This window comes from Blautia sp. AF34-10 (assembly GCF_003477865.1).
GTDB lineage: Bacteria > Bacillota > Clostridia > Lachnospirales > Lachnospiraceae > Fusicatenibacter > Fusicatenibacter saccharivorans.
In genome coordinates, this window is sequence record NZ_QUED01000034.1 from 1 (window position 1) to 20,891 (window position 20,891).

15 protein-coding genes, 1 tRNA gene, 1 rRNA gene and 2 pseudogenes are annotated in these 20,891 nt (G+C 48.6%); 17 read left to right on the forward strand and 2 right to left on the reverse strand.

The window, feature by feature from the left end:
- The 14 genes and pseudogenes from DWZ60_RS15380 to pepT form a co-directional block, all read left to right on the forward strand.
- Positions 1-110 (forward strand): 23S ribosomal RNA (locus DWZ60_RS15380); the annotation flags it as partial.
- A gap of 254 nt (positions 111-364) precedes the next feature.
- The gene (locus DWZ60_RS15385; RefSeq protein WP_055217670.1) at positions 365-1,063 is read left to right on the forward strand and encodes an ABC transporter ATP-binding protein; all 699 of its coding nucleotides are present in this window, start codon (positions 365-367) and stop codon (positions 1,061-1,063) included.
- Positions 1,064-1,077: 14 nt separating this feature from the next.
- Complete coding sequence (locus DWZ60_RS15390) at positions 1,078-3,402, forward strand: ABC transporter permease (protein WP_119222021.1); 2,325 nt, start codon at positions 1,078-1,080, stop codon at positions 3,400-3,402.
- Positions 3,403-3,617: 215 nt separating this feature from the next.
- Positions 3,618-4,945: pseudogene (locus DWZ60_RS20995) on the forward strand (MATE family efflux transporter).
- 149 nt (positions 4,946-5,094) lie between these two features.
- Positions 5,095-5,793, forward strand: a complete 699-nt coding sequence (locus DWZ60_RS15400; RefSeq protein ID WP_022462401.1) for a response regulator transcription factor — start codon at positions 5,095-5,097, stop codon at positions 5,791-5,793.
- Complete coding sequence (locus DWZ60_RS15405; protein ID WP_055228565.1) at positions 5,783-6,916, forward strand: sensor histidine kinase; 1,134 nt, start codon at positions 5,783-5,785, stop codon at positions 6,914-6,916. Before DWZ60_RS15400 ends, DWZ60_RS15405 begins: the two co-directional genes overlap by 11 nt.
- Positions 6,917-7,001: 85 nt before the next feature.
- Complete coding sequence (locus DWZ60_RS15410; protein ID WP_147397763.1) at positions 7,002-9,458, forward strand: hypothetical protein; 2,457 nt, start codon at positions 7,002-7,004, stop codon at positions 9,456-9,458.
- Positions 9,439-9,711: an ATP-binding cassette domain-containing protein gene (locus tag DWZ60_RS20455; protein ID WP_330422385.1), complete on the forward strand. Its 273-nt coding sequence runs from the start codon at positions 9,439-9,441 to the stop codon at positions 9,709-9,711. The genes DWZ60_RS15410 and DWZ60_RS20455 overlap by 20 nt, the downstream gene beginning before the upstream one ends.
- Positions 9,712-9,713: 2 nt before the next feature.
- Positions 9,714-10,409, forward strand: coding sequence for an ABC transporter ATP-binding protein (locus tag DWZ60_RS15415; protein WP_330422386.1), 696 nt, complete (start codon positions 9,714-9,716; stop codon positions 10,407-10,409).
- A gap of 14 nt (positions 10,410-10,423) precedes the next feature.
- On the forward strand, positions 10,424-11,299 hold the full coding sequence (locus tag DWZ60_RS15420) for an ABC transporter permease (protein WP_055217680.1): 876 nt from the start codon (positions 10,424-10,426) through the stop codon (positions 11,297-11,299).
- 17 nt (positions 11,300-11,316) lie between these two features.
- Positions 11,317-11,535, forward strand: a complete 219-nt coding sequence (locus DWZ60_RS15425; protein ID WP_119222025.1) for a hypothetical protein — start codon at positions 11,317-11,319, stop codon at positions 11,533-11,535.
- Positions 11,532-12,074, forward strand: coding sequence for an arginase family protein (locus tag DWZ60_RS15430; protein ID WP_119222027.1), 543 nt, complete (start codon positions 11,532-11,534; stop codon positions 12,072-12,074). The genes DWZ60_RS15425 and DWZ60_RS15430 overlap by 4 nt, the downstream gene beginning before the upstream one ends.
- A 79-nt stretch (positions 12,075-12,153) precedes the next feature.
- Positions 12,154-12,465 (forward strand): metal-sensing transcriptional repressor, encoded by a 312-nt coding sequence (locus DWZ60_RS15435; RefSeq protein ID WP_022463104.1) that lies wholly within the window; start codon positions 12,154-12,156, stop codon positions 12,463-12,465.
- 16 nt (positions 12,466-12,481) lie between these two features.
- Positions 12,482-13,699 carry a peptidase T gene (pepT, locus tag DWZ60_RS15440; protein ID WP_118750501.1) on the forward strand — a complete coding sequence of 406 codons (1,218 nt, stop codon included), beginning with the start codon at positions 12,482-12,484 and terminating at the stop codon, positions 13,697-13,699.
- 118 nt (positions 13,700-13,817) lie between these two features.
- Here pepT and DWZ60_RS15445 read toward each other — a convergent pair.
- Positions 13,818-13,889, reverse strand: a tRNA-Glu gene (locus DWZ60_RS15445).
- Between the two features lie 206 nt (positions 13,890-14,095).
- On the opposite strand from DWZ60_RS15445, the gene DWZ60_RS15450 reads away from it, so the two are divergent.
- The 3 genes from DWZ60_RS15450 (at position 14,096) to DWZ60_RS15460 (ending at position 19,079) form a co-directional block, all read left to right on the forward strand.
- A complete protein-coding gene (locus tag DWZ60_RS15450) occupies positions 14,096-14,758 on the forward strand; it encodes an HAD family hydrolase (RefSeq protein WP_117805359.1) in 663 nt (220 codons plus the stop codon).
- A gap of 121 nt (positions 14,759-14,879) precedes the next feature.
- Positions 14,880-16,805: a DNA gyrase/topoisomerase IV subunit B gene (locus DWZ60_RS15455; RefSeq protein WP_117805360.1), complete on the forward strand. Its 1,926-nt coding sequence runs from the start codon at positions 14,880-14,882 to the stop codon at positions 16,803-16,805.
- Positions 16,806-16,823: 18 nt separating this feature from the next.
- Positions 16,824-19,079 carry a DNA gyrase/topoisomerase IV subunit A gene (locus tag DWZ60_RS15460; RefSeq protein WP_117761589.1) on the forward strand — a complete coding sequence of 752 codons (2,256 nt, stop codon included), beginning with the start codon at positions 16,824-16,826 and terminating at the stop codon, positions 19,077-19,079.
- Positions 19,080-19,205: 126 nt separating this feature from the next.
- Here DWZ60_RS15460 and DWZ60_RS15465 read toward each other — a convergent pair.
- Positions 19,206-20,605 (reverse strand): annotated as a pseudogene (locus tag DWZ60_RS15465) (citrate/2-methylcitrate synthase).
- Between the last annotated feature and the right edge of the window lie 286 nt (positions 20,606-20,891).

Consider the following 20,891-nt stretch of genomic DNA (forward strand, 5'->3'; position numbering starts at 1 on the left):
CCATTCGAAAGAAGTAAGACCCCTTGAAGACGACGAGGTAGATAGGGCAGGGGTGGAAGTGCCGTAAGGCATGGAGCTGACTGTTACTAATCGGTCGAGGGCTTGACCTAATTGGTTGTGTTCACAGAAAATGGAATGATAGATGTGTAGTGTATGCGGTTTTGAAGGTATATCGGAAAAACCATCGGAGAGATCCGATGGTTTTTTACTGTTAAAAAATAAAAGAAAGAGCGCTGCTAATGAGAAAAAATACTCATTAACAGCGCTTTTCATTTCACAGAAAAAGCAGTATTATGGGGTTAGAAGAGTCTAACACAAAACAGACTCTTACACACTCAGGAAAAAAGATGCAGGGAGGAAAGTTATGTTTCTTGAGATTAATAACCTGAAGAAGAGTTTTGGAACCGGTGAAAGCCGTGTGGAGGTCTTAAAGGGAATCCAGTTTTCTGTGGAAAAAGGTGAAATCTGTGTTCTCCTCGGTCCATCCGGTTCCGGTAAATCGACACTGTTGAATATTATCGGCGGAATCGACGAGGCGGACAGCGGTTCGATCGTGATTGAAGGCGAAAAAATTGAGGATATGAATGAAAAAACGCTGACACGGTACAGACGAAAACATTTAGGATACGTTTTCCAGATGTACAATCTGATTCCAAATCTGACGGTGAAAGAAAATATGGAAGTCGGCGCATACTTAAGCGATCATCCGCTCGACATCAACGATCTGTTAAAGACACTGGGGCTCTATGACCACCGCGACAAGCTGCCGAATCAGCTCTCTGGCGGTCAGCAGCAGCGTACTTCAATCGGAAGAGCTATCATCAAAAATCCAAGCATTCTGCTCTGTGATGAGCCGACAGGTGCACTCGATTACCATACTTCAAAAGAAATTTTGAAGCTGATCGAGGACGTCAATCAGAAGTACGGCAACACCGTCATCATGGTAACACACAATGATGCGATCAAAAACATGGCGGACCGCGTGATTCGTCTGCGCGACGGCCAGATCCGTAAAAACTACGTCAATGAGACCAAAATCGCCGCCGGCGATCTGGACTGGTAAAGCGGGGTGGAAGTATGAAAAATCCATTACGAAAACGCCTGCTGCGGGAACTGAAGAACGATATTGGAAAATATCTCGTTATTTTTCTGTTTATGACGGCGACGATTGGCTTTGTGTCCGGTTTTCTCGTTGCGGATGAGAGCATGCTGTATGCTTACGATGAAAGCTTTGAAAAATACAACGTGGAAAACGGAAATTTTACAACAGAACAGAAGCTCACCGACAACCAGAGAACACGGCTGGAAAAAGAGAAGGTAACGATTTACGAGAATTTCTATAAAGACGAAGATGCCGACACGGATCTGGATTCGGAACCAGATAGCACGATCCGTCTTTTTAAAAATAGAACAGAGGTCAATCTGGTCTGCCTGATGAAAGGCGAGATGCCGCAGCAGAAGGATGAAATTGCAATTGACCGTATGTATGCGGACAATAATGACCTGCAGGTCGGTGATGTGATCTCGGTTGATAAAAAAGAACTGACGGTTACCGGTCTTGTGGCACTTTCGGATTACAGTGCGCTGTTCAGCAATTCGAGTGACATGATGTTCGATGCGGTTAAATTCGGTGTGGGAATCATGACCGAAGAAGGGTATGATGCCATTACCGATGACCATATCAAATACTGCTATTCCTGGAAATACGATACGGAACCGAAAGATGAAAACGAGGAAAAAGAATGGTCCGATGATTTCGTCGAGGTTCTGGCGGCTCATTCCTCGCTGACGGGTTATCTGCCGCGCTACGGCAATCAGGCAATCAAATTTACCGGCGACGATATGGGCGGTGACAAGGCGATGGTGGAGATACTGCTGTACATCCTGATTGCCATCATGGCGTTCATTTTTGCAGTTACGACAAACAATACGATTGTAAAAGAAGCGTCAGTGATCGGAACGCTGCGCGCATCCGGCTATACGAGACGGGAACTTCTGCTGCATTATCTGTCCCTGCCGGTACTGATTACGATTTTGTCGGCGGTGATTGGAAATATTCTGGGATACACCGTGTTTAAAGATATCTGCGCCGGTATGTATTATGGAAGCTACAGTCTGCCGACGTATCAAACGCGGTGGAATGCCAATGCATTTCTGCTCACGACCGTAATTCCGGCAATTCTGATGTTTGTGATCAACGCGGTGCTGATTTCCGGCCGTCTGCGTCTGTCACCGCTGCGTTTTCTGCGCCACGATTTTGCAAAGAAAGGAAAAAGCCATGCGGTGCGTCTTCCGAACTTCCGGTTCTTCTCGCGGTTTCGTCTGCGGATCCTGCTGCAGAACAAATCGAGTTACTTTACCCTGTTTCTCGGTATCGTATTTGCCAATATTCTGTTGCTGTTCGGTATGATGATGAAACCGCTGCTGTCACATTACCAGACGGAGGCGGTGGAAAATATGCTGGCAGATTACCAGTATATTTTAAATGTCCCGGATCCGATCGATGAGGATGATGAGTACACGCTGATGGGAATTGTGCAGAAACTTCTGACGCCATCGCTGAAGACAAATACGGAAGGCGTGGAAACGTTTGCTCTTACATCGCTGAAAAATATTCCGAAAAACCGGGAGGGCGAGAGCATTTCGGTATATGGAATTCAGAAAGACAGCAAATATGTTTCCGCTGAACTGTTTGAGAACGGCGTGACGATTTCCGACGGTTATGCCGAAAAATATGGAATGAAAGTCGGCGATACACTGGAACTGAAAGAGCCGTATGAGGACAAAACGTACAGCTTTGAAGTAAAAAGCATTTATGCCTACCCGGGAGCCCTTGCGGTATTTCTGCCGATGGATGTCTTCTGCGAGGAATTCGATCATCCAGAGGACTACTTTAACGGCTATTTCTCCAACGAGCCGATCACGGACCTGGAGGAATCGTATATCGCGACGAAAATTACGGAAGATGATATGACAAAGATTTCACGGCAGCTCAATGTGTCGATGGGAGAAATGTTCCAGCTGATCAATGTTTTCTCGATTGTACTGTTCATGCTGCTGATTTATCTGCTGACGAAGCTGATCATCGAGAAGAATACGACTTCGATTTCGATGGTAAAGATTCTCGGCTACGAGAACAGGGAAATTTGGAGTCTGTATTTGACGGCGACAACCTGGGTTGTGATCGTCTCAATCGGTGTCAGCCTGATCATTGCCTCCGCGCTGATCCGCCAGATTTATGTCATTATGCTTTCCGAGTACAGCGGCTGGCTGACATACTATATTGATCCGGCAATTTACGGAAAAATGTATCTGATGGGCCTTGCGGCGTATGCTGTTATCGCTGTGCTGCAGTTCCGCCACATCCAAAAGATTCCGATGGACGAGGCACTGAAAATGTAGAATAAAAAAAGTTACAGGAGAAATCTTGACAAGCCCGGGCAAAGTGTGGTATATTGCTCTCAAACTTGGTGTGGATTTTTCAACTTGTAATAAAGTTCTTTTCGCCACGCAATTATCGAAAGCAGATAATTGCGTGGCTTTTTTTGTGGCAATGGAGCAAAGTCCGTGCCTGCACGTAAGCCCACCAACAGAAAAGATCACAAATGGAGGTAATAATGAACGAAAACTTTATGAAAGAAAAGCCAGTATTTCCACTGCTGGTTTCGATGGCGCTTCCAATGGTAATCTCGATGCTGGTCAATTCCTTATATAACATTGTGGACAGCTTCTTTGTCGCACAGATCAGCGAAGATGCCATGACGGCGCTCTCCCTGGTTTATCCGGTACAGAATTTTGTAAATGCCGTTGCCATCGGTTTTGGAATCGGACTGAATGCGGTGATTTCGTATTATCTGGGAGCGGGTGACAAAAAGGCAGCCGGCTGTGCTGCAACACAGGGCCTTGCCCTTACCATGCTGCATGCGGTTATTTTAACGATCGGAAGCCTTCTGGTCATCGAGCGTTTCCTGCGGATGTTTTCTTCTTCCGAAACTGTCATCGATCTTGGTGTCCGGTATTCACGGATTATCTTTCTGTTTACCATAGCAATCATGGCAAACCTTTACTTTGAAAAGGTTTTCAGGCAGTCGGCCGGATGAAAGTGACAATGACCGGTATGATGATCGGCTGTATTGTCAACATCATTCTGGATCCGCTCATTATTTTCGGAATCGGACCGTTTCCGCGTCTTGGAATTGAGGGTGCGGCGCTTGCAACCGGCATCGGTCAGGTGACACCGGTCGTGATTTACTGGATCATTTACAAGATCCGCCCGATTTCGGTCAAAATCCGTCCGGAATATTTAAAAGAAGGAAAAAATCTGGTCGGAAGACTGTACGCGATCGGCGTCCCGGCGATCCTGAACCTGGCGCTGCCGTCTCTTCTGATTTCCGCACTGAATGGAATCCTGGCCGTGTATTCCCAGAGCTACGTTGTCGTGCTCGGCATTTACTACAAGCTGCAGACGTTCATCTATCTGACAGCAAACGGCATTGTACAGGGCATGCGCCCGATTATCGGCTTCAACTACGGCGCAGGCGAGCATAAGCGTGTGCGGAAGATTTATGAGATCACCCTGATTATGTGTGCGGTGATCATGCTTATTGGAACCGGCATCTGCCTTGCCATTCCGGAACAGCTGATCGGACTGTTCAGCAGCAATCCGGAGACCATCCGTCTTGGCGGACAGGCGCTGACACGCATCAGCGTGGGCTTTTTGATTTCGGCAGTTTCCATCACATCCTCCGGTGCGCTGGAGGGACTCGGAAAAGGCGGATCTTCCCTGATCATTTCCCTCTGCCGAAATGTCATTGTCATTCTCCCGGCAGCTTACCTGCTGTCCCATCTGGGAGGCGGCGTTTTCGTATGGCATGCCTTCTGGATCACAGAGGTCATTTCCGCAGCGGTTTCTCTTGTGGTATACCGCCGCGCAGTACGAAGATAAAAAATATAAGAAGAAAAGAAAAGCGGCCTCTTGTGGAAGGAGGCTTTTCTTTTTATAATAGATAATACAGACGTAAGAATTAAGTAAAGATTTTTTTGAATATTCATGGTACCATTACGGTAGTTAAAAACAGAGAGGATGGAAACGACGTGGAAGAAACAAATATTTTAGTTGTGGATGATGAAAAAGAAATCGCGGATCTGCTGGAAATTTATCTGATCAGCGATGGATTTCAGGTATTAAAAGCGTACAGTGCAAAAGAGGGACTCCGCATTCTGGAGGAGAAAAAAATCGACCTGGTGCTGCTCGATGTGATGATGCCGGATATGGACGGTATTGCGATGTGCCGCCGCATCCGGGAGACGAACAACATTCCGATCATCATGGTAAGTGCCAAAACGCAGGATATCGACAAGATCGTCGGTCTGTCAACGGGAGCAGACGATTACGTGGCAAAACCGTTCAATCCGCTGGAGCTGATGGCGCGTGTAAAATCCCAGCTCCGCCGCTACCGCGAACTGAATCCGTCGAAGCCGCACGAGCGCCAGGAAGTGATTTCCTTAAAGCATCTGGAAATCAACAAGGTAACCCATCAGGTTGTCTGCTACGGAGAAAGCATCAAGCTGACACCGATTGAATTTGATATTCTGTATCTGCTGGCCTCCAACCCGGGCCGCGTGTTCGGTACAGACGAAATTTTCGAGCGCGTCTGGCATGAAAAATTCTATGAGGCGAACAACACGGTTATGGTACATATCCGCCGTCTGCGCGGAAAAATGAAAGACGACACAAGAGAAGATAAGATTATTACAACAGTCTGGGGAGTGGGATACAAAATTGAAGCCTGATTTTATAAAAAACTTCAGCCAGAGGATGGTCTTTGATCTGATTGTAAGTGCACTTGTCACGGTGCTTGTAGTGACGCTTACCGACGGGATTCTGACCTTTTTCGGCAATGGACTGATGAACATCGGTTACCGGAGCGCCTGGATCGGACCGGGAGGCCTCCGCCCATCGGTGCGGACGATGATTCTGACGGCGGCTGCGCTGCTTTCGTTCTGCCTGACCTTTTATTTCCTGATGCGCGAAACCATCCGATACATTGGGAAGATTCTGGAAAAGGTAAAGGAGATATCAGCAGGGGATTTTGATCATCCGATCGAGGTAAAGGGAAATGACGAGTTTTCTGTGATGGCGGAGAACTTAAATACGATGCAGCAGAATATCAAGGAAATTATGGAACGGGAACGGATCGCGGAGCATACGAAAAACGATCTCGTCTCATCCGTGGCACATGACCTCCGTACGCCGCTGACTTCGATTATCGGCTATCTCGGCTGGGTGCGCACGCGGACGGATCTGGATGAGGAGACGAGAAATCATTATATCGATATTGCCTATCAGAAAGCACTCCGTCTGGAGCAGCTCACGAACGAGCTGTTTGGATTCGTCAAGCTGGAGCACAAAGAGATGCAGCTGCATCTCGGAAAACTTGATCTGGTGCAGCTGATGGAGCAGATGCTCGACGAGATGACGCCGTCTTTTGTGAAAAATGAGCTTCAGGTGGAATTTCTGCATGCGGAACATGCGATTTTTCTCGAGGCGGACGGTGAGCTGCTGGCACGGCTCTTTGGAAATCTGCTGAACAATGCTGTCAAATACGGAAAAGAAGGAAAACAGATCCGCGTCTCAATGGAAAAAGAGGGCGAATATGTGGTCACGCGTGTCATTAACTACGGACGGATCATTCCAAAACAGGAACTGGATCATATTTTCCAGAAATTTTACCGGACAGAGCAGTCGAGGAGCCGCGATACCGGCGGGACGGGACTTGGACTTGCGATTGTACAACAGATTGCGGAACTGCATCACGGACAGGTGCGGGTAAAAAGTGATCTGCAGGGAACCGTCTTTGAGGTGGAACTGCCGGTCGGAATGCCAAAGGGGAAGAAAGAGGACGAAAAGCGATGAACAGGAAAGAAGAAGCAAAATCTGCTGTCTGTCCGGTATTTTGCTGCTGATTCTGCTTCTGGCGGGAGTTCAGAGGGTGTCTGCGATGACAACGCGGACAGAACTTTATCAGAACACGCCGTCGGATGGCGGAAGAAGCGGCGGGAAAGAAAAGCAGCTTCTTGCCAACAGCTACGCAGGGGAATACCAGATTGATTTTTCTTATGGATTCGAAGGAAACTATCAGGATGGGAATCACGTACCGATTCGTGTGACAATCACAAATGAGAGCGCTGTTGAATTTGAAGGATACTTTGTTTTTCAGATAAAAAACGCCGCGGAATCGATTTACCGCAGAAACAGTGGAGAAGGCATTCTCTCAAAACTGTTTCCGGGGGTCAAGCGGTCGGGCGATGGAAGAAACAGCCTTTTTACGTACCGTTTTCCAATCTATATTCCGGCGAACGGAACCGTTACAAAGACTTTTTCTGCAGGGCTTCTGGTGGAAAATATGTCTTTTTGTGTCCTGCGCCTGGAGAACAGCCAGAGGGACACGGTGTACAGTCGGGAAGAAACGATTTCGAGTGAAGGCTTCTTCCAGTCCAAGGTGGAAGTCTGCGTTGTGGAAGAAGAAACTAATTACGGGCAGCAGCTGAATGGAGTTACGCTGAACGACGGGATTTATGAGGTGGAAGCTGCATCTGTCCGGGCAGAGAAGCTTGTCGGGCTTGCGGAGTCGTATTCGCCGGATGTGCTGATCCTTCTGGAGCAGTCAAAAGAAGAACTGGATGAGACACTCCAGAAAGAAATTGATCTCTGGCAGGCAGAGGGAGGCCTTCTGATTACCTTTTCGGGAAACGAGACATTTGCGGAAAGCCAGCGCAGTGCGTTTAAAGAAGCGCCGGTAGATTTTCTGAAAAATATTCTGGACGAAGAGACCACCAGCCGCCTTCTGGCAAAACGAAATACGAATTATCAGAAATACTATACGATTTCCGATCTTCTGGAAAACACTAGGATCCGGAACCGTCCGAATACGGTGCTGTACGGCGGCCTGATTCTGGTCTATCTGGTTCTGGCAGGGCCGGGATTGTATTTCTTTTTGAAAAAAACAGGAAAACGTCAGTATCTCTGGGGGGCGATCTGTGCCTGCTCGGCCGTCTTTGTTATGCTGATCAGTCTGTTTGGCCAGAGCACGAGGCTCAAGGCCCCGGTGCTGACGTATGTAAGAGAAATCTGGCAGTACGATACATACCAGAAAGATTACATTAATTTCTGTGCACAGGCGCCGTACAATGCTTCCTATGAGCTGTATCTGGATCCGTCCTACGATCTGGTGACGTACAACCGTATGGACTATATGTCCAACAGCACGGCACAGCCGGAAACGGAGGATGCGGAATATGAAAAGACGGAGATCAGTTTCGGAGAACAGAAAAACAGGGCAGAAATTTCCAATCAGGCTGCATTTGCCCTGAATGAGTTCGACATGCAGCGGATGGAAACGCTGGACGAAGGCGAAGGACTGAAAGGCACGTTTCATTTCTGGGATCAGAAGATCAGCGGAACCGTGGAAAATAAGACAGGCTATGATCTGGAGAGCTGTGTGATCGCCGTTCCAGGTTACTGTGCCCTCATTGGAGACATCAAAAACGGGGAGACGATCACGCTGGATGGAATAGAAGCGGACAGCGTGCGGGAGTTCGGAAATTGGAGTGCGGCAGAAGATCTGCCGGAGATAGAGAAAAATTATCTGGACGGCGTCATCTATAATCACATGCCAAACCGGAGTGACAACTGCCTTTTCTTTGGAAAGCTGGCAGGCAATGACGATACGTTCCAGCTTGACAGCGGATACGAAGCGTATGGAATCTCGTATTACTATCAGGAAGTGTCTGTGGACATGAAAGAGGCCGGCGTTGTGTACTGTCCGTATGCGCAGGAGTACAGCGGATGGGACGGTGGAAACACGGTAAGCTTTGAAATGGGACCGAATTCCGGCGGAATCTCGGAAGAGGAAACAGAAGTAACGTATTATCTGAACGGTGTCTTTGAAAACAACAACATCTGGTGTCTGTATGGAATGTATGCTAAAGGCGTGATGCAGCCGGATTCCGAGGGAATCTATGATCCTGCATTCTGGCCGTATGCGATGACGGTGTTAGAAGATAAGATCCAGGCGGCAGAAACCGGCGGGGGAGGAAAACGGGGAACCATTCTTTCGCTTGCTTTCGAGAAAGCCCGCACGGAGGATGGGACCAAGATCCGGAATTTCAATGGAATCATTGAGCTGTACAATTTTCAGACGGGAACGTATGATGAAATTTCCGACTGGGAGATCGATTTTGCGAGTGATCCGGCGCTGGAGGCGCAGTATGTGAATGCGGACAACCAGATCCGTGTGCGGTACCGTCTTTCCGAAGAGGAAAAGGGAGAAGAGTATCATGAAAATTATGGATACTATGAGGCACCGAATCTGATCGTAAAGGCGAAAGAGATCCCACCGGAGCAATATCTGGAGAACCTGTTAACGGAGGAGCCAAATGCCGATACTGAAAATTGAGAAACTGACCAAAAAATACGGAAAAACATATGCCCTGAACGGTCTTGATATGGAAGTAAAAAAAGGCGATATTTACGGCTTTGTCGGACCGAATGGTGCGGGAAAAACAACGACGCTGCGCATTATTTCAGGGCTTTTAAAGAGCGACGGCGGCGATCTGTGGCTGGACGGCGTGCGGACGACAAAAAATATTCTGAAGCAGAAAAGCCTGATCGGCTTTGTGCCTGATTTCTTTGGCGTCTATGAAACTTAAGCGTGATAGAGTATCTGGAATTTTTTGCCGCATCGTATGGAATTTACGGGCGGGCAGGAACCGTCCGTGCGCGGGAAGTGCTGGAGATGGTCGAACTATCGGGAAAAGAGGAGCAGATGGTGGATTCGCTCTCAAGGGGCATACAGCAGCGGCTCTGTCTGGCGCGCGCGATGATCCATAAACCGAAGCTTCTGGTGCTGGACGAACCGAATTCCGGTCTGGATCCGCGTTCAAGAAAGGATTTTCAGCTTCTCCTGCAGCGATTGGCGCGGGAGGATTATACGATTCTGATCAGCTCCCATATTCTTTCGGAATTAGCAGATCTGTGCACCAGCATCGGTGTCATCAACGGAGGTGTCATGGTACAGCAGGGAAAGCTGGAAAACATTATGCTTGCGATCGACAGCTCCAATCCGCTGCGCATCACTGTGCTGAACCAGGTGCCAAAGGCGCTGGAACTATTGCGGCAGGATCCGCAGGTCAGCCGCCTTTCTGTGGATGAAAACAAGATTGCGGCCTGGTTTTCGGGAAGCCGGGAGGAGGAGGCGTATCTGCTGCAGAAACTGGTGGATGCCGGAATCCTTGTGGTTTCATTTGCACGGGAACACAACAGCCTGGAGTCCCTGTTCTTTCATCTGACCGGGGAAACGGAACAGAAGAGCCGAAACACAGAAACGTTCGGAAACACGATCGGATAAGGAGGGAACGAAACGTGCGGTTAAATCCTGTATTTGAAAAAGAAATGAAGCGGAACTCGCGGTCATCGCGGATTTCCTGGATTATTTTTGTCTGCAATCTGCTGCTTGCCGTGGTTGCGTTTGTCTGCTATTTCGGGGAGAGCAGCCAGCTTGGCTATCTGGCACCGGTCAGCTACAGCGTTCCGATGAACTGCTATATTCTGATGACGTATCTTCTGTTTATTCTCGTTGTCCTTTCGGTTCCGGCGGTTGCGGGAGGAAGCATTTCGCTGGAGCGTGAGAAAAAAACGCTGGATGTGCTGCTGACGACGAACCTGAACCCGTGGAGAATCATTACGGGAAAGCTGGAGGCATCGCTTGGCGTTGTTCTGATACTGACGGTTTCGGCACTGCCGGTGCTGTCCCTTGTTGTGGTGTTCGGCGGTATCGGCCTTGGCGGACTGCTTCTGATGGCGGGAGGACTTCTTCTGACCGGAATTTTTGTCGGCAGTATCGGCATTTTCTGTTCGGTTGTTTTTAAGCGGACCACACTGGCGACCGTTCTTTCCTATGTCATTGTCGTTTTTCTGGTCGTAGGAATATGCGCCTGCACGGGGCTTGCCTACTACGCAGGACTGCTGCAGCAGGAGATGACGGCAGCTTATCAGCAGATCGATGTAGGAGGTGTAATTTACCTTCTTCTTTTCAATCCGTTTACGTCGTTTGCGGGGATCATCAGCCGCCAGCTTGGGAATGGAAGAGAGATGGAACAGCTCTGCTATCTGCTTGGAAATTACGGACAGAATCCGCTGATCCATTATCTGCCGGAGGCGAGTGCCGTTCTGCAGCTTCTGATATCAGCCGTTCTTCTTGTGACGGCGGGAAGAAAGCTGAATCCATTAAATAAATAACAGGAGTAAAAGAGAAGATGAAACCATTTTGTTTTAGCCTTTCCGGAATTTATGAGTCCGAAGGATATGCCTGGGAGCAGGCGGGAAAGATCTGGGATCTGAGAGAGCTCCGGGGAACTGACGGTTATCTCGATCCGGAGACGGAGCAGTTTCTGGAAGCGGAACTTGGCCGAAAAAAAGAAACGAAAGAGCTGCCGCGGATCCGCCTCTGGATTCTGGCAATTATCACTATATGAGCAAATTGCTGCTGGGACTGGAAAAAGAAGATTTGTTTTTAGCCGTATTCGACCACCATACCGATATGCAGCCGCCGGCGCTTCTTCCGGTGCTCTCCTGCGGTTCCTGGATCCGGGATGCTGCCGGGGCGTATCAAAACATCAAAGGAATCTGTGTAATCGGCCCGCCGGAGGCGTCGGTGCGGGAAACGGAAGCGATGGAGCATGTCTGGTTTGTGACACAGGAAGAGCTCGACGACGGAAGCGGAGCGGCGAAGATCAAAGAGGTTTTTGCATCCCATGCGGGAACATTTCCGGTATATCTGTCGGTCGATAAGGACATTCTGTCAAAGGAGGAGCTTGATACGAACTGGGATCAGGGAAATGTGCGTGTGGATGAGCTGCTGTCCCTTGCAAAGGACTGTCTTGCGGGGAGAAAGGTGCTCGCGGTCGATCTCTGCGGAGAGCCGTCGGCGAACGCGCCGGAGGCGGAGTGCAGCGCGGCAAGTCTGGTAAACCAGAAGCTGTACGGCGCGCTTGCGGCAAAAATCGAAGATTGACAAAGCCTGGGCAAAAGAGTATCATAAATTCATACCCAGACGGGGTATATAGAGTGACGGAACACAAGGAGGAAACCTCATGGGTGAATGTTGTACACACTGCAGTGAATGCGACCGGAAAAAAGTGCGGGACGAAAAAGAATACAAAGATCTGATCCACCGTCTTTCGAGAATTGAAGGCCAGGTGCGCGGAATACGGGAAATGGTGGAGAGCGACCGCTACTGCGTCGATATCCTGACCCAGGTATCCGCGATCCAGTCTGCATTAAACAGCTTCAACAAGGTACTGCTTTCCAGCCACATCAAATCCTGCGTTGTGGAGGATATCCGGCAGGGAAAAGAAGGCGCCGTGGATGAGCTCTGCAAAACCATCCAGAAGCTGATGAAATAAGAAGGAGAAGAAGAAAATGAAAGCATATGAAAGATTACTGAATTATGTTAAAGTGCCGACACCGAGCGATGAAAGAAGCGGAACACATCCGTCTTCCGCGTGCCAGAGAGTCCTGGCGGAGCAGCTGGTAAAAGAAATGAAGAAGCTTGGCGTGTCGGATGTCCGCATAGATGAAAAATGCTATGTATATGGAAAGATTCCTGCAACGAAGGGATATGAGAGCAAAACAAAGCTGGGTTTTATCGCCCATATGGATACCGTATCGGATTTTGCGGACCATGCTGTAAACCCGGTGGTTCATGAAAATTATGACGGAAAGGATCTGAAACTGTCTGAAAGCGGCAGAACGCTGGAGACTGCGGTATTTCCGCATCTTGCATCCCTGGCCGGTAAAACGCTGATTACAAGCGATGGAACGACGGTACTCGGTGCAGATGATAAGGCAGGAGTAGCAGAGATTATGACGCTGGCAGAAGCGCTTCTTGCCGGAGAATTTCCACATGGGCAGATTTCCATCGCCTTTACACCGGATGAAGAGATTGGAGAAGGTGCTGACTTCTTCGATGTTCCGGGATTCGATGCAGAATTTGCTTATACCGTAGACGGTGGGGCAGAGGGAGAGATCGAGTTCGAAAACTTTAATGCAGCCGGTGCAAAATTTACCGTGACCGGATTTAATGTTCACCCGGGCAGTGCGAAAGATACGATGATTAATGCGATTGCTGTAGCGAGCGAGATTCAGTCTCTCCTGCCGGAAGCAGAGTCTCCGAGAAACACAGACGGATACGAAGGCTTCTATCACCTGACCGGAATGAGCGGTGATGTAGCACATGCCGAGTCGGAATATATCATCCGTGATCACGATGCAGAGAAGTTTGCAGCAAAAGAAGAGAATCTGCGCCGGATTGAAGAAGAGATGAATGAAAAATACGGGGCAGGAACCGTAAAGCTGGAGATCAAAGAGCAGTACCGCAATATGTCCGAGAAGATTCGTCCCTGCTACCATCTGATTGAAAATGCAGAAGAGGCAGCCAGAAGAGCCGGCATGGAGCCAATCATTCTTCCGATCCGCGGCGGTACAGACGGTGCGCGCTTAAGCTTCATGGGTCTGCCGTGCCCGAACCTTGGAACCGGTGGATATGCGTATCATGGACCGTATGAGCACATTACCGTCGAGGGAATGGAACTGGCGGTGGCAATGCTGAAAGAGCTGGTTAAGATTTACGCAGAGTGAAGCTGAAAAGAATAGAGAATGATAAAATAAAAAGTCCGACAGGAAAGCTGCCGGGCTTTTTCAAATAGACAGGATGCAAAGCAACAAAAAACGGAGCCGCACAGGCTCCGCTTCAAAACAGTTCGTAGGGGAATCGAACCCCTGTTTTCGCCGTGAGAGGGCGACGTCTTAGCCTCTTGACCAACGAACCGTACTCGCTTATAATACACGATGTCTGGAGAAAATGCAAGTGTTTTTTTGAAAAAAATTTAAAAAATTTCAAAAAGTAGCGAAATTCGCATTTTACTTGCATTTTTTGCCAGTTATGGTATGATAAAACAAACAAATGTTCTAAGAAAAACAGAAATACGTTCTAAAAAGAAAGAAAAAAGATTAGAATAGAGAAGGAGAAGACAAATGAAACAGTACAAAGGAGCCATTTTTGATCTGGACGGAACACTGCTCGACTCGATGTGGGTCTGGGATGACATCGATGTTGCATTTTTAAAGAAGAGAGGACTTGAGGTTCCGCCGGATTATCAGGAGGCGATTACACCGCTCGGCTTTCTGGAGGCTGCCCGCTACACGATCAGACGGTTCGGCTTTCCGGAAACGCCGGAAGAGCTGATTCAGGAGTGGCATCAGATGGCGGTCGACGCCTATACGTATGAAGTGGAGTTAAAAGACGGGGCAGCAGAATATCTCCGCTATTTAAAAGAAAAAGGAATCCGCATGGCGGTTGCTACCTCATCGAGCCCGGAGCTGTATGAGCCGGCCTTAAAGAGAAATGGGATTTATGAGTGTTTTAAAGCATTTGTCACCGTCTCGGAAGTAAAGCGCGGCAAGGGCTTTCCGGATATCTACGAGAAAGCGGCTGAAAAGCTGTCTCTTCCGCCGGAAACGTGTGTGGTATATGAAGATATCCTAGCGGGAATCCGCGGCGCCAAAATGGGCGGATTTGCGGCTGTGGGCGTGTATGACAGAAGCGGGGAAGGAAACCGCGCAAAGATGGAGCAGGAAGCAGACCGCTACGTGACTTCTTTTAAGGAGCTGATGAACGGAGGAGATTCTTTCTTCTAAAGAAAATCTTGCTATTCCGGGAAGAAAAATGATATAATAAAATACTGTGCCCCAAAAGGGGACAGACAGAAGTATTTTTAAGAGAAAAAGACAGTAACACATAAGTGAGGATAGAACAGTTATGCCAAAAAAAGAAACGTATGATGCCAGCAGTATTTCCGTGCTGGAAGGTCTCGAAGCAGTGCGTAAGCGCCCTGGTATGTATATCGGAAGTACCTCGCGGAAAGGCCTGAATCATCTGATTTATGAAATTGTAGACAATGCGGTGGACGAGCATCTTGCGGGCTACTGCGACACCATTCACGTAACACTTGAAGCAGACGGCTCGGCGACCGTGACCGACAACGGCCGCGGAATCCCGGTCGGCATGCATGAAAAAGGCGTTCCGGCGGAGCGTCTCGTTTTTACAACCCTGCACGCCGGCGGTAAATTCGACAACAATGCGTACAAGACAAGCGGCGGTCTGCACGGTGTCGGTTCTTCGGTTGTCAATGCGCTTTCCACCTATCTTGACGTACAGGTCAGCCTCGGCGGCTGGGTTTACCACGACCGCTACGAACGAGGTGTTGCCGTACAGGAACTCGATGAGGATGGGCTGCTGCCGAAGATCGGAAAAACGAAGAACAGCGGAACCCGCATCAACTTCCTACCGGATCCGGAAATCTTTGAGAAAACACGTTTTTCCGCAACAGAGGTCAAAAGCCGTCTCCATGAGACTGCATATCTGAACCCGGCGCTTACCATTTATTTTTCCGATCTGCGCGATGGAAAAGAGGAGCACCTGACGTATCACGAGCCGGACGGCATTGTTGGTTTTGTGCGCGATCTGAATAAGAATAAAGAGGCAATCCACGATCCGATTTATTTCAAAGGGGAATCTGAGGGCATTACCGTAGAATGTGCGTTCCAGTATATCAACGAATTCCAGGAAAACGTGCTCGGCTTCTGCAATAATATCTACAACGCTGAGGGCGGTACCCATATTTCCGGTTTCAAATCGACCTTTACGACGATTATGAACAGCTATGCCAGAGAGATCGGTGTCTTAAAAGAAAAAGACAATAACTTTACGGGATCGGATATCCGAAACGGTATGACCGCTGTTATTTCGATCAAGCACCCGGATCCGCGGTTCGAGGGCCAGACAAAAACGAAGCTGGACAACCCGGATGCGGCAAAGGCCGCCGGAAAAGTAACGGGCGAGGAGATTCCGCTGTATTTCGACCGCAATCTCGAAGTGCTGAAAAATGTTCTTGCCTGCGCTGAGCGATCTGCCAAAATCCGCAGAAGCGAAGAAAAAGCCAAGACGAATATGCTGACCAAGCAGAAATATTCGTTTGATACGAACGGCAAACTGGCAAACTGCGAGAAAAAGGATCCGTCGCTGTGCGAGATCTTTATCGTCGAGGGAGATTCTGCGGGCGGTTCCGCAAAGACGGCGCGTGACCGTAATTTCCAGGCGATTCTGCCGATCCGCGGTAAGATTCTGAACGTAGAGAAGGCTTCTATTGATAAAGTTCTGGCAAATGCCGAGATCAAATCCATGATCAATGCATTCGGCTGCGGCTTTTCCGAGGGTTACGGCAACGACTTCGATATCACAAAGCTCCGTTACGATAAAATTATCATCATGGCAGATGCCGATGTCGACGGTGCGCATATTTCAACGCTGCTGCTGACACTGTTCTACCGTTTCATGCCGGAGCTGATCTACGAGGGACATGTCTATATCGCGATGCCGCCTCTTTACAAGGCAATGCCGTCCCGCGGAAAAGAAGAGTATCTGTACGACGACAAAGCACTGGAAAAATACAGAAAGACACACAAAGAAAAATTTACGCTGCAGCGCTACAAAGGTCTTGGCGAGATGGACCCGGAGCAGCTCTGGGAGACGACACTGAATCCGGAGACGAGACTTTTGAAGCGTGTGGAGATCGAGGATGCCCGTATGGCCTCCGATGTGACGGAAGTACTGATGGGAACCGAGGTTCCGCCGCGGAAAGCATTTATTTATGAGCATGCAACCGATGCAGAGCTGGATATTTAACAGGAAGGACAAAGGAAGATGAAAGAAAAATCAGAAGATCAGATTATACGGACCGAATATTCTGAGGTCATGCAGAAATCTTATATTGATTATGCGATGAGCGTCATCATTTCCCGAGCGCTTCCGGACGTGCGGGACGGTTTAAAGCCGGTACAGCGCCGTACTCTGTATGACATGTATGAGCTCGGCATCCAGTACGACAAGCCGTTCCGAAAGTGCGCGCGTATCGTCGGCGATACGATGGGTAAATACCATCCGCACGGCGACAGTTCCATTTACGATGCTCTTGTCGTAATGGCACAGGATTTCAAAAAAGGGCAGCCGCTTGTGGACGGTCACGGAAACTTCGGGTCGATTGAGGGTGACGGTGCCGCTGCAATGCGATATACCGAGGCGAGACTGCAGAAAATTACACAGGAGGTCTATTTAAAGGATCTCGACAAAGACGTTGTCGATTTCGTACCGAACTTCGACGAGACGGAAAAAGAGCCGTCTGTTCTGCCGGTGCGCGTGCCGAACCTTCTGTTGAATGGCGCAGACGGTATCGCTGTCGGTATGGCAACAAGCATTCCGCCGCACAACCTGTGTGAGATTGTGGATGCGGTCAAGGCCTACATGAAAAACAACGACATCACCGTCAAAGGTCTGATGAAATACATCAAAGGACCGGATTTCCCGACCGGCGGTATTGTCGTCAATCAGGATGACCTGCTGTCGATCTACGAAAAAGGTGTCGGAAAGATTAAAATCCGCGGAAAAGTGGAAGTGGAGAAAGGCAGAAACGGAAAGCAGTATCTTGTGATCACCGAAATTCCGTACCCGATGATCGGTGCGAACATCGGAAAGTTCCTGAACGATGTGGCGGGGCTTGTGGAGAGCAAGAAAGCGCCGGAAATCGTCGACATTTCCAACCAGTCCTCGAAAGAAGGAACACGCATCGTGCTCGAACTGAAAAAAGGCGCGGATGTGGAGCGGATCACGAATCTGCTGTACAAGAAAACACGTCTGGAAGATACGTTCGGTGTCAACATGCTCGCCGTGGCAGATGGAAGACCGGAGACGTTAAGCCTTAAACAGGTGATCGAGCATCACGTTGATTTCCAGTTTGAAGTGGCAACCCGCAAATACCAGAACCTTCTCCGCAAAGAGATGGAGCGCCGCGAGGTGCAGGAAGGTCTGATCAAGGCATGCGATGTGATCGATCTGATCATTGAGATCCTGCGCGGAAGCAAGACACAGAAGCAGGTCAAAGAGTGTCTGATTATGGGAGTGACCGATGGTATCCGCTTCAAATCAAAGTCAAGTGAGCGTATGGCAGCACAGCTCTGCTTTACGGAACGCCAGGCAACGGCGATTCTGGAGATGCGTCTGCAGAAACTGATCGGACTGGAAGTGGAAGCACTCTTAAAAGATCATGAGGCGACTGTGGCGAAGATTACAAAGTACGAGGATATCTTAAATCATTACGACTCGATGTCGGAAGTTATTATGGAAGATCTGACGCAGATAAAAAAAGAGTACGGCCACAAGCGGAAAACGGCGATTGAAAATGCTGAGGCGATTGTTCTTGAGGAGCCGAAGGTCGAGGAGATGGATGTTGTCTTCCTGATGGACCGCTTCGGTTATGCGAAGACGATCGATACGTCTGCTTACGAGCGGAACAAAGAGGCTGTGCACAACGAGAACAAATATGTGTTCCAGTGCAAAAACACCGATAAGATCTGCGTCTTTACGGATCTTGGCATGATGCACAGCATCAAAGTAATGGACATCCCGTATGGAAGATTCCGTGACAAGGGAACGCCGATCGACAACCTTGGAAATTACAGCAGCCAGAAGGAGCAGATGATTTACGTCGATGCACTGGAAAATATCAAGAACAATAAGCTGCTGTTCGTCAGCGCGGCCGGTATGGTAAAACTTGTCGATGGATCCGAGTTTGATGTCGTAAAACGAACGATCGCGGCGACGAAGCTTTCATCCGAGGAGGACCGTCTGATTCTTGCCGAGGTCTGCCAGGAGCAGGAGTATGTGGTTCTGCAGACGAAAAACGGTGTCTTCCTGCGCTTCCTTACGAGTGAAGTGCCGGAGAAGAAAAAAGCAGCCGTTGGTGTGCGTGGTATCCGTATGGCAGAGGACGACGCGGTAGAGCATGCGTATTTGCTGGCAAGCCGGATGGATTACACGATCACGTATCACGACAAAGAGATTTCTCTGACAGCGAAGATTAAGCTGGCAAAACGAGACACCAAGGGAACAAAGATCCGGGTATAACGCAGAGTTTTGTTTATAACCATGAGAAGCACGCTCCGCGGGTTTTTCGAGAGATCACTTGGCAATAAAAGGACACCTGCCCGATACCAGAACGGTACGGGGCAGGTGTCCTTTTCGCATAATTTTTTAGTTATTTGAAAAACTGTGGGAAGTCTTTCTTGGGGTTCTTCTTTCAATGGCAACGTACGGACGATGATGACCGACATATTTATAAGCCGGACGGATGATCTTTCCTTCGTTGACAAGCTCTTCGATCCGGTGTGCGGACCAGCCGGAGATACGGGAGATAGCAAAGATCGGGGTGTAGAGCTCTTTTGGAAGGCCAAGCATTGCGTAGACGAAACCGCTGTAGAAATCAACATTTGCACAGACTGGTTTGAGCAGACGGCGCTTTTGGGCGATACACTCGCCGGCAATGCGTTCTACAGACTCATAGAGAGCAAATTCTTTCTCGCGGTGCTTCTCAGCGGAAAGCTTCTTTGCATATTCTTTCAGAATCACACAACGTGGATCGGACAGGGTATAAACAGCATGGCCCATACCATAGACAAGACCAGTTCCATCGAATGCTTCACGATCAAGCATTTTGGTCAGGTAGGTGCGCAGTTCGTTTTCGTCTTCCCAGTTTGTAACATTCTCTTCAATATTTTCAAACATCTCCATAACCTTCAAGTTGGCACCGCGTGGCGCGGTCCTTTTAAGGAACTTAAAGAAGCCGCAACAGCAGAGTAGGTATCGGTTCCGGAGGAGGAGACAACGTGTGTCGTAAATGTTGAGTTATTTCCGCCGCCGTGGTCTGCGTGAAGAATTAACGCAACATCGAGAACCTTTGCCTCCAGAGCAGTGTATTCTCCATCCGGGTGAAGCATCTGCAGAATGTTTTCAGCCATCGACAGCTCCGGTTTCGGATTTCGGATGATCAGGTTCTGGTTTTCGTGGTAGTGGCGGTATGCATGGTAGCCGTAAACGGCGATCAGCGGCATTTTGGCGATCAGACTCAAAGCCTGGCGGAGGACGTTCGGAATGGAAATGTCATCCGGCTTTTCGTCGTAGGAATACAGGGTCAGCACACAGCGCTGCAGAGTATTCATCATGTTTTTGCTGGTTGCCTTCATGACAACGTCGCGGACAAAAGTGTCCGGCAGCTCGCGGTAGATACTTAAAATTTCGTTGAAATCATTTAACTGCGGTTCTGTCGGAAGAGAACCGAACAGAAGAAGATAGGTAATCTCTTCAAAACCGAAGCGTCGTCCTTCCATACCTTTGATCAGATCTGCGACGTTATAGCCCTGAAAATAGAGACGGCCATCGGTCGGAACTTTTTCGCCGGTGCGCTCATCAATATCGAAGCCGATAACATCGGAAATTTCGGTCAGGCCGGTGAGAACACCTTTACCAGTGGAATCACGCAGTCCCCGTTTTACATCGTACTCAGTGTATAAAGATAAATCAATCTTTCCGGAATCTTTCGTATACTCTACAAGCTGACTGAGCTTGTCTTCCAGATTATCGTATTGCATGGTCATGACAACAGCCCCTTTCTTCCTTTAGTTAAAAACTATACTTACTTTTTTGGCGGTTGTCAATGCTTTTCTTTCAAAATACATTAATTTTTATAAGGAAAAGGGATGGTTTTCCTTAATTTTGAAAGTAAGGACAAAGTTTATGCATAAAATTTGCGCCAGGGAGGTGAAAACAACAGGGATGGAAACGGCGGGAAATCAGTGGGCGGAACAAATTTTAGAAAAAGATTCATAAATTTCAAAAAAATGCTTGCAATTTCAAAAAATACGGTATAATAATGATTGTGTC

Coding starts and splice junctions, on each gene's coding strand:
- DWZ60_RS15385 (WP_055217670.1), top strand. CDS start 365: ATGTTTCTTGAGATTAATAACCTGAAGAAGAGTTTTGGAACCGGTGAA.
- DWZ60_RS20455 (WP_330422385.1), top strand. CDS start 9,439: ATGCCGATACTGAAAATTGAGAAACTGACCAAAAAATACGGAAAAACA.
- DWZ60_RS15410 (WP_147397763.1), top strand. CDS start 7,002: ATGACAACGCGGACAGAACTTTATCAGAACACGCCGTCGGATGGCGGA.
- DWZ60_RS15390 (WP_119222021.1), top strand. CDS start 1,078: ATGAAAAATCCATTACGAAAACGCCTGCTGCGGGAACTGAAGAACGAT.
- DWZ60_RS15455 (WP_117805360.1), top strand. CDS start 14,880: ATGCCAAAAAAAGAAACGTATGATGCCAGCAGTATTTCCGTGCTGGAA.
- DWZ60_RS15430 (WP_119222027.1), top strand. CDS start 11,532: ATGAGCAAATTGCTGCTGGGACTGGAAAAAGAAGATTTGTTTTTAGCC.
- DWZ60_RS15450 (WP_117805359.1), top strand. CDS start 14,096: ATGAAACAGTACAAAGGAGCCATTTTTGATCTGGACGGAACACTGCTC.
- pepT (WP_118750501.1), top strand. CDS start 12,482: ATGAAAGCATATGAAAGATTACTGAATTATGTTAAAGTGCCGACACCG.
- DWZ60_RS15460 (WP_117761589.1), top strand. CDS start 16,824: ATGAAAGAAAAATCAGAAGATCAGATTATACGGACCGAATATTCTGAG.
- DWZ60_RS15425 (WP_119222025.1), top strand. CDS start 11,317: ATGAAACCATTTTGTTTTAGCCTTTCCGGAATTTATGAGTCCGAAGGA.
- DWZ60_RS15435 (WP_022463104.1), top strand. CDS start 12,154: ATGGGTGAATGTTGTACACACTGCAGTGAATGCGACCGGAAAAAAGTG.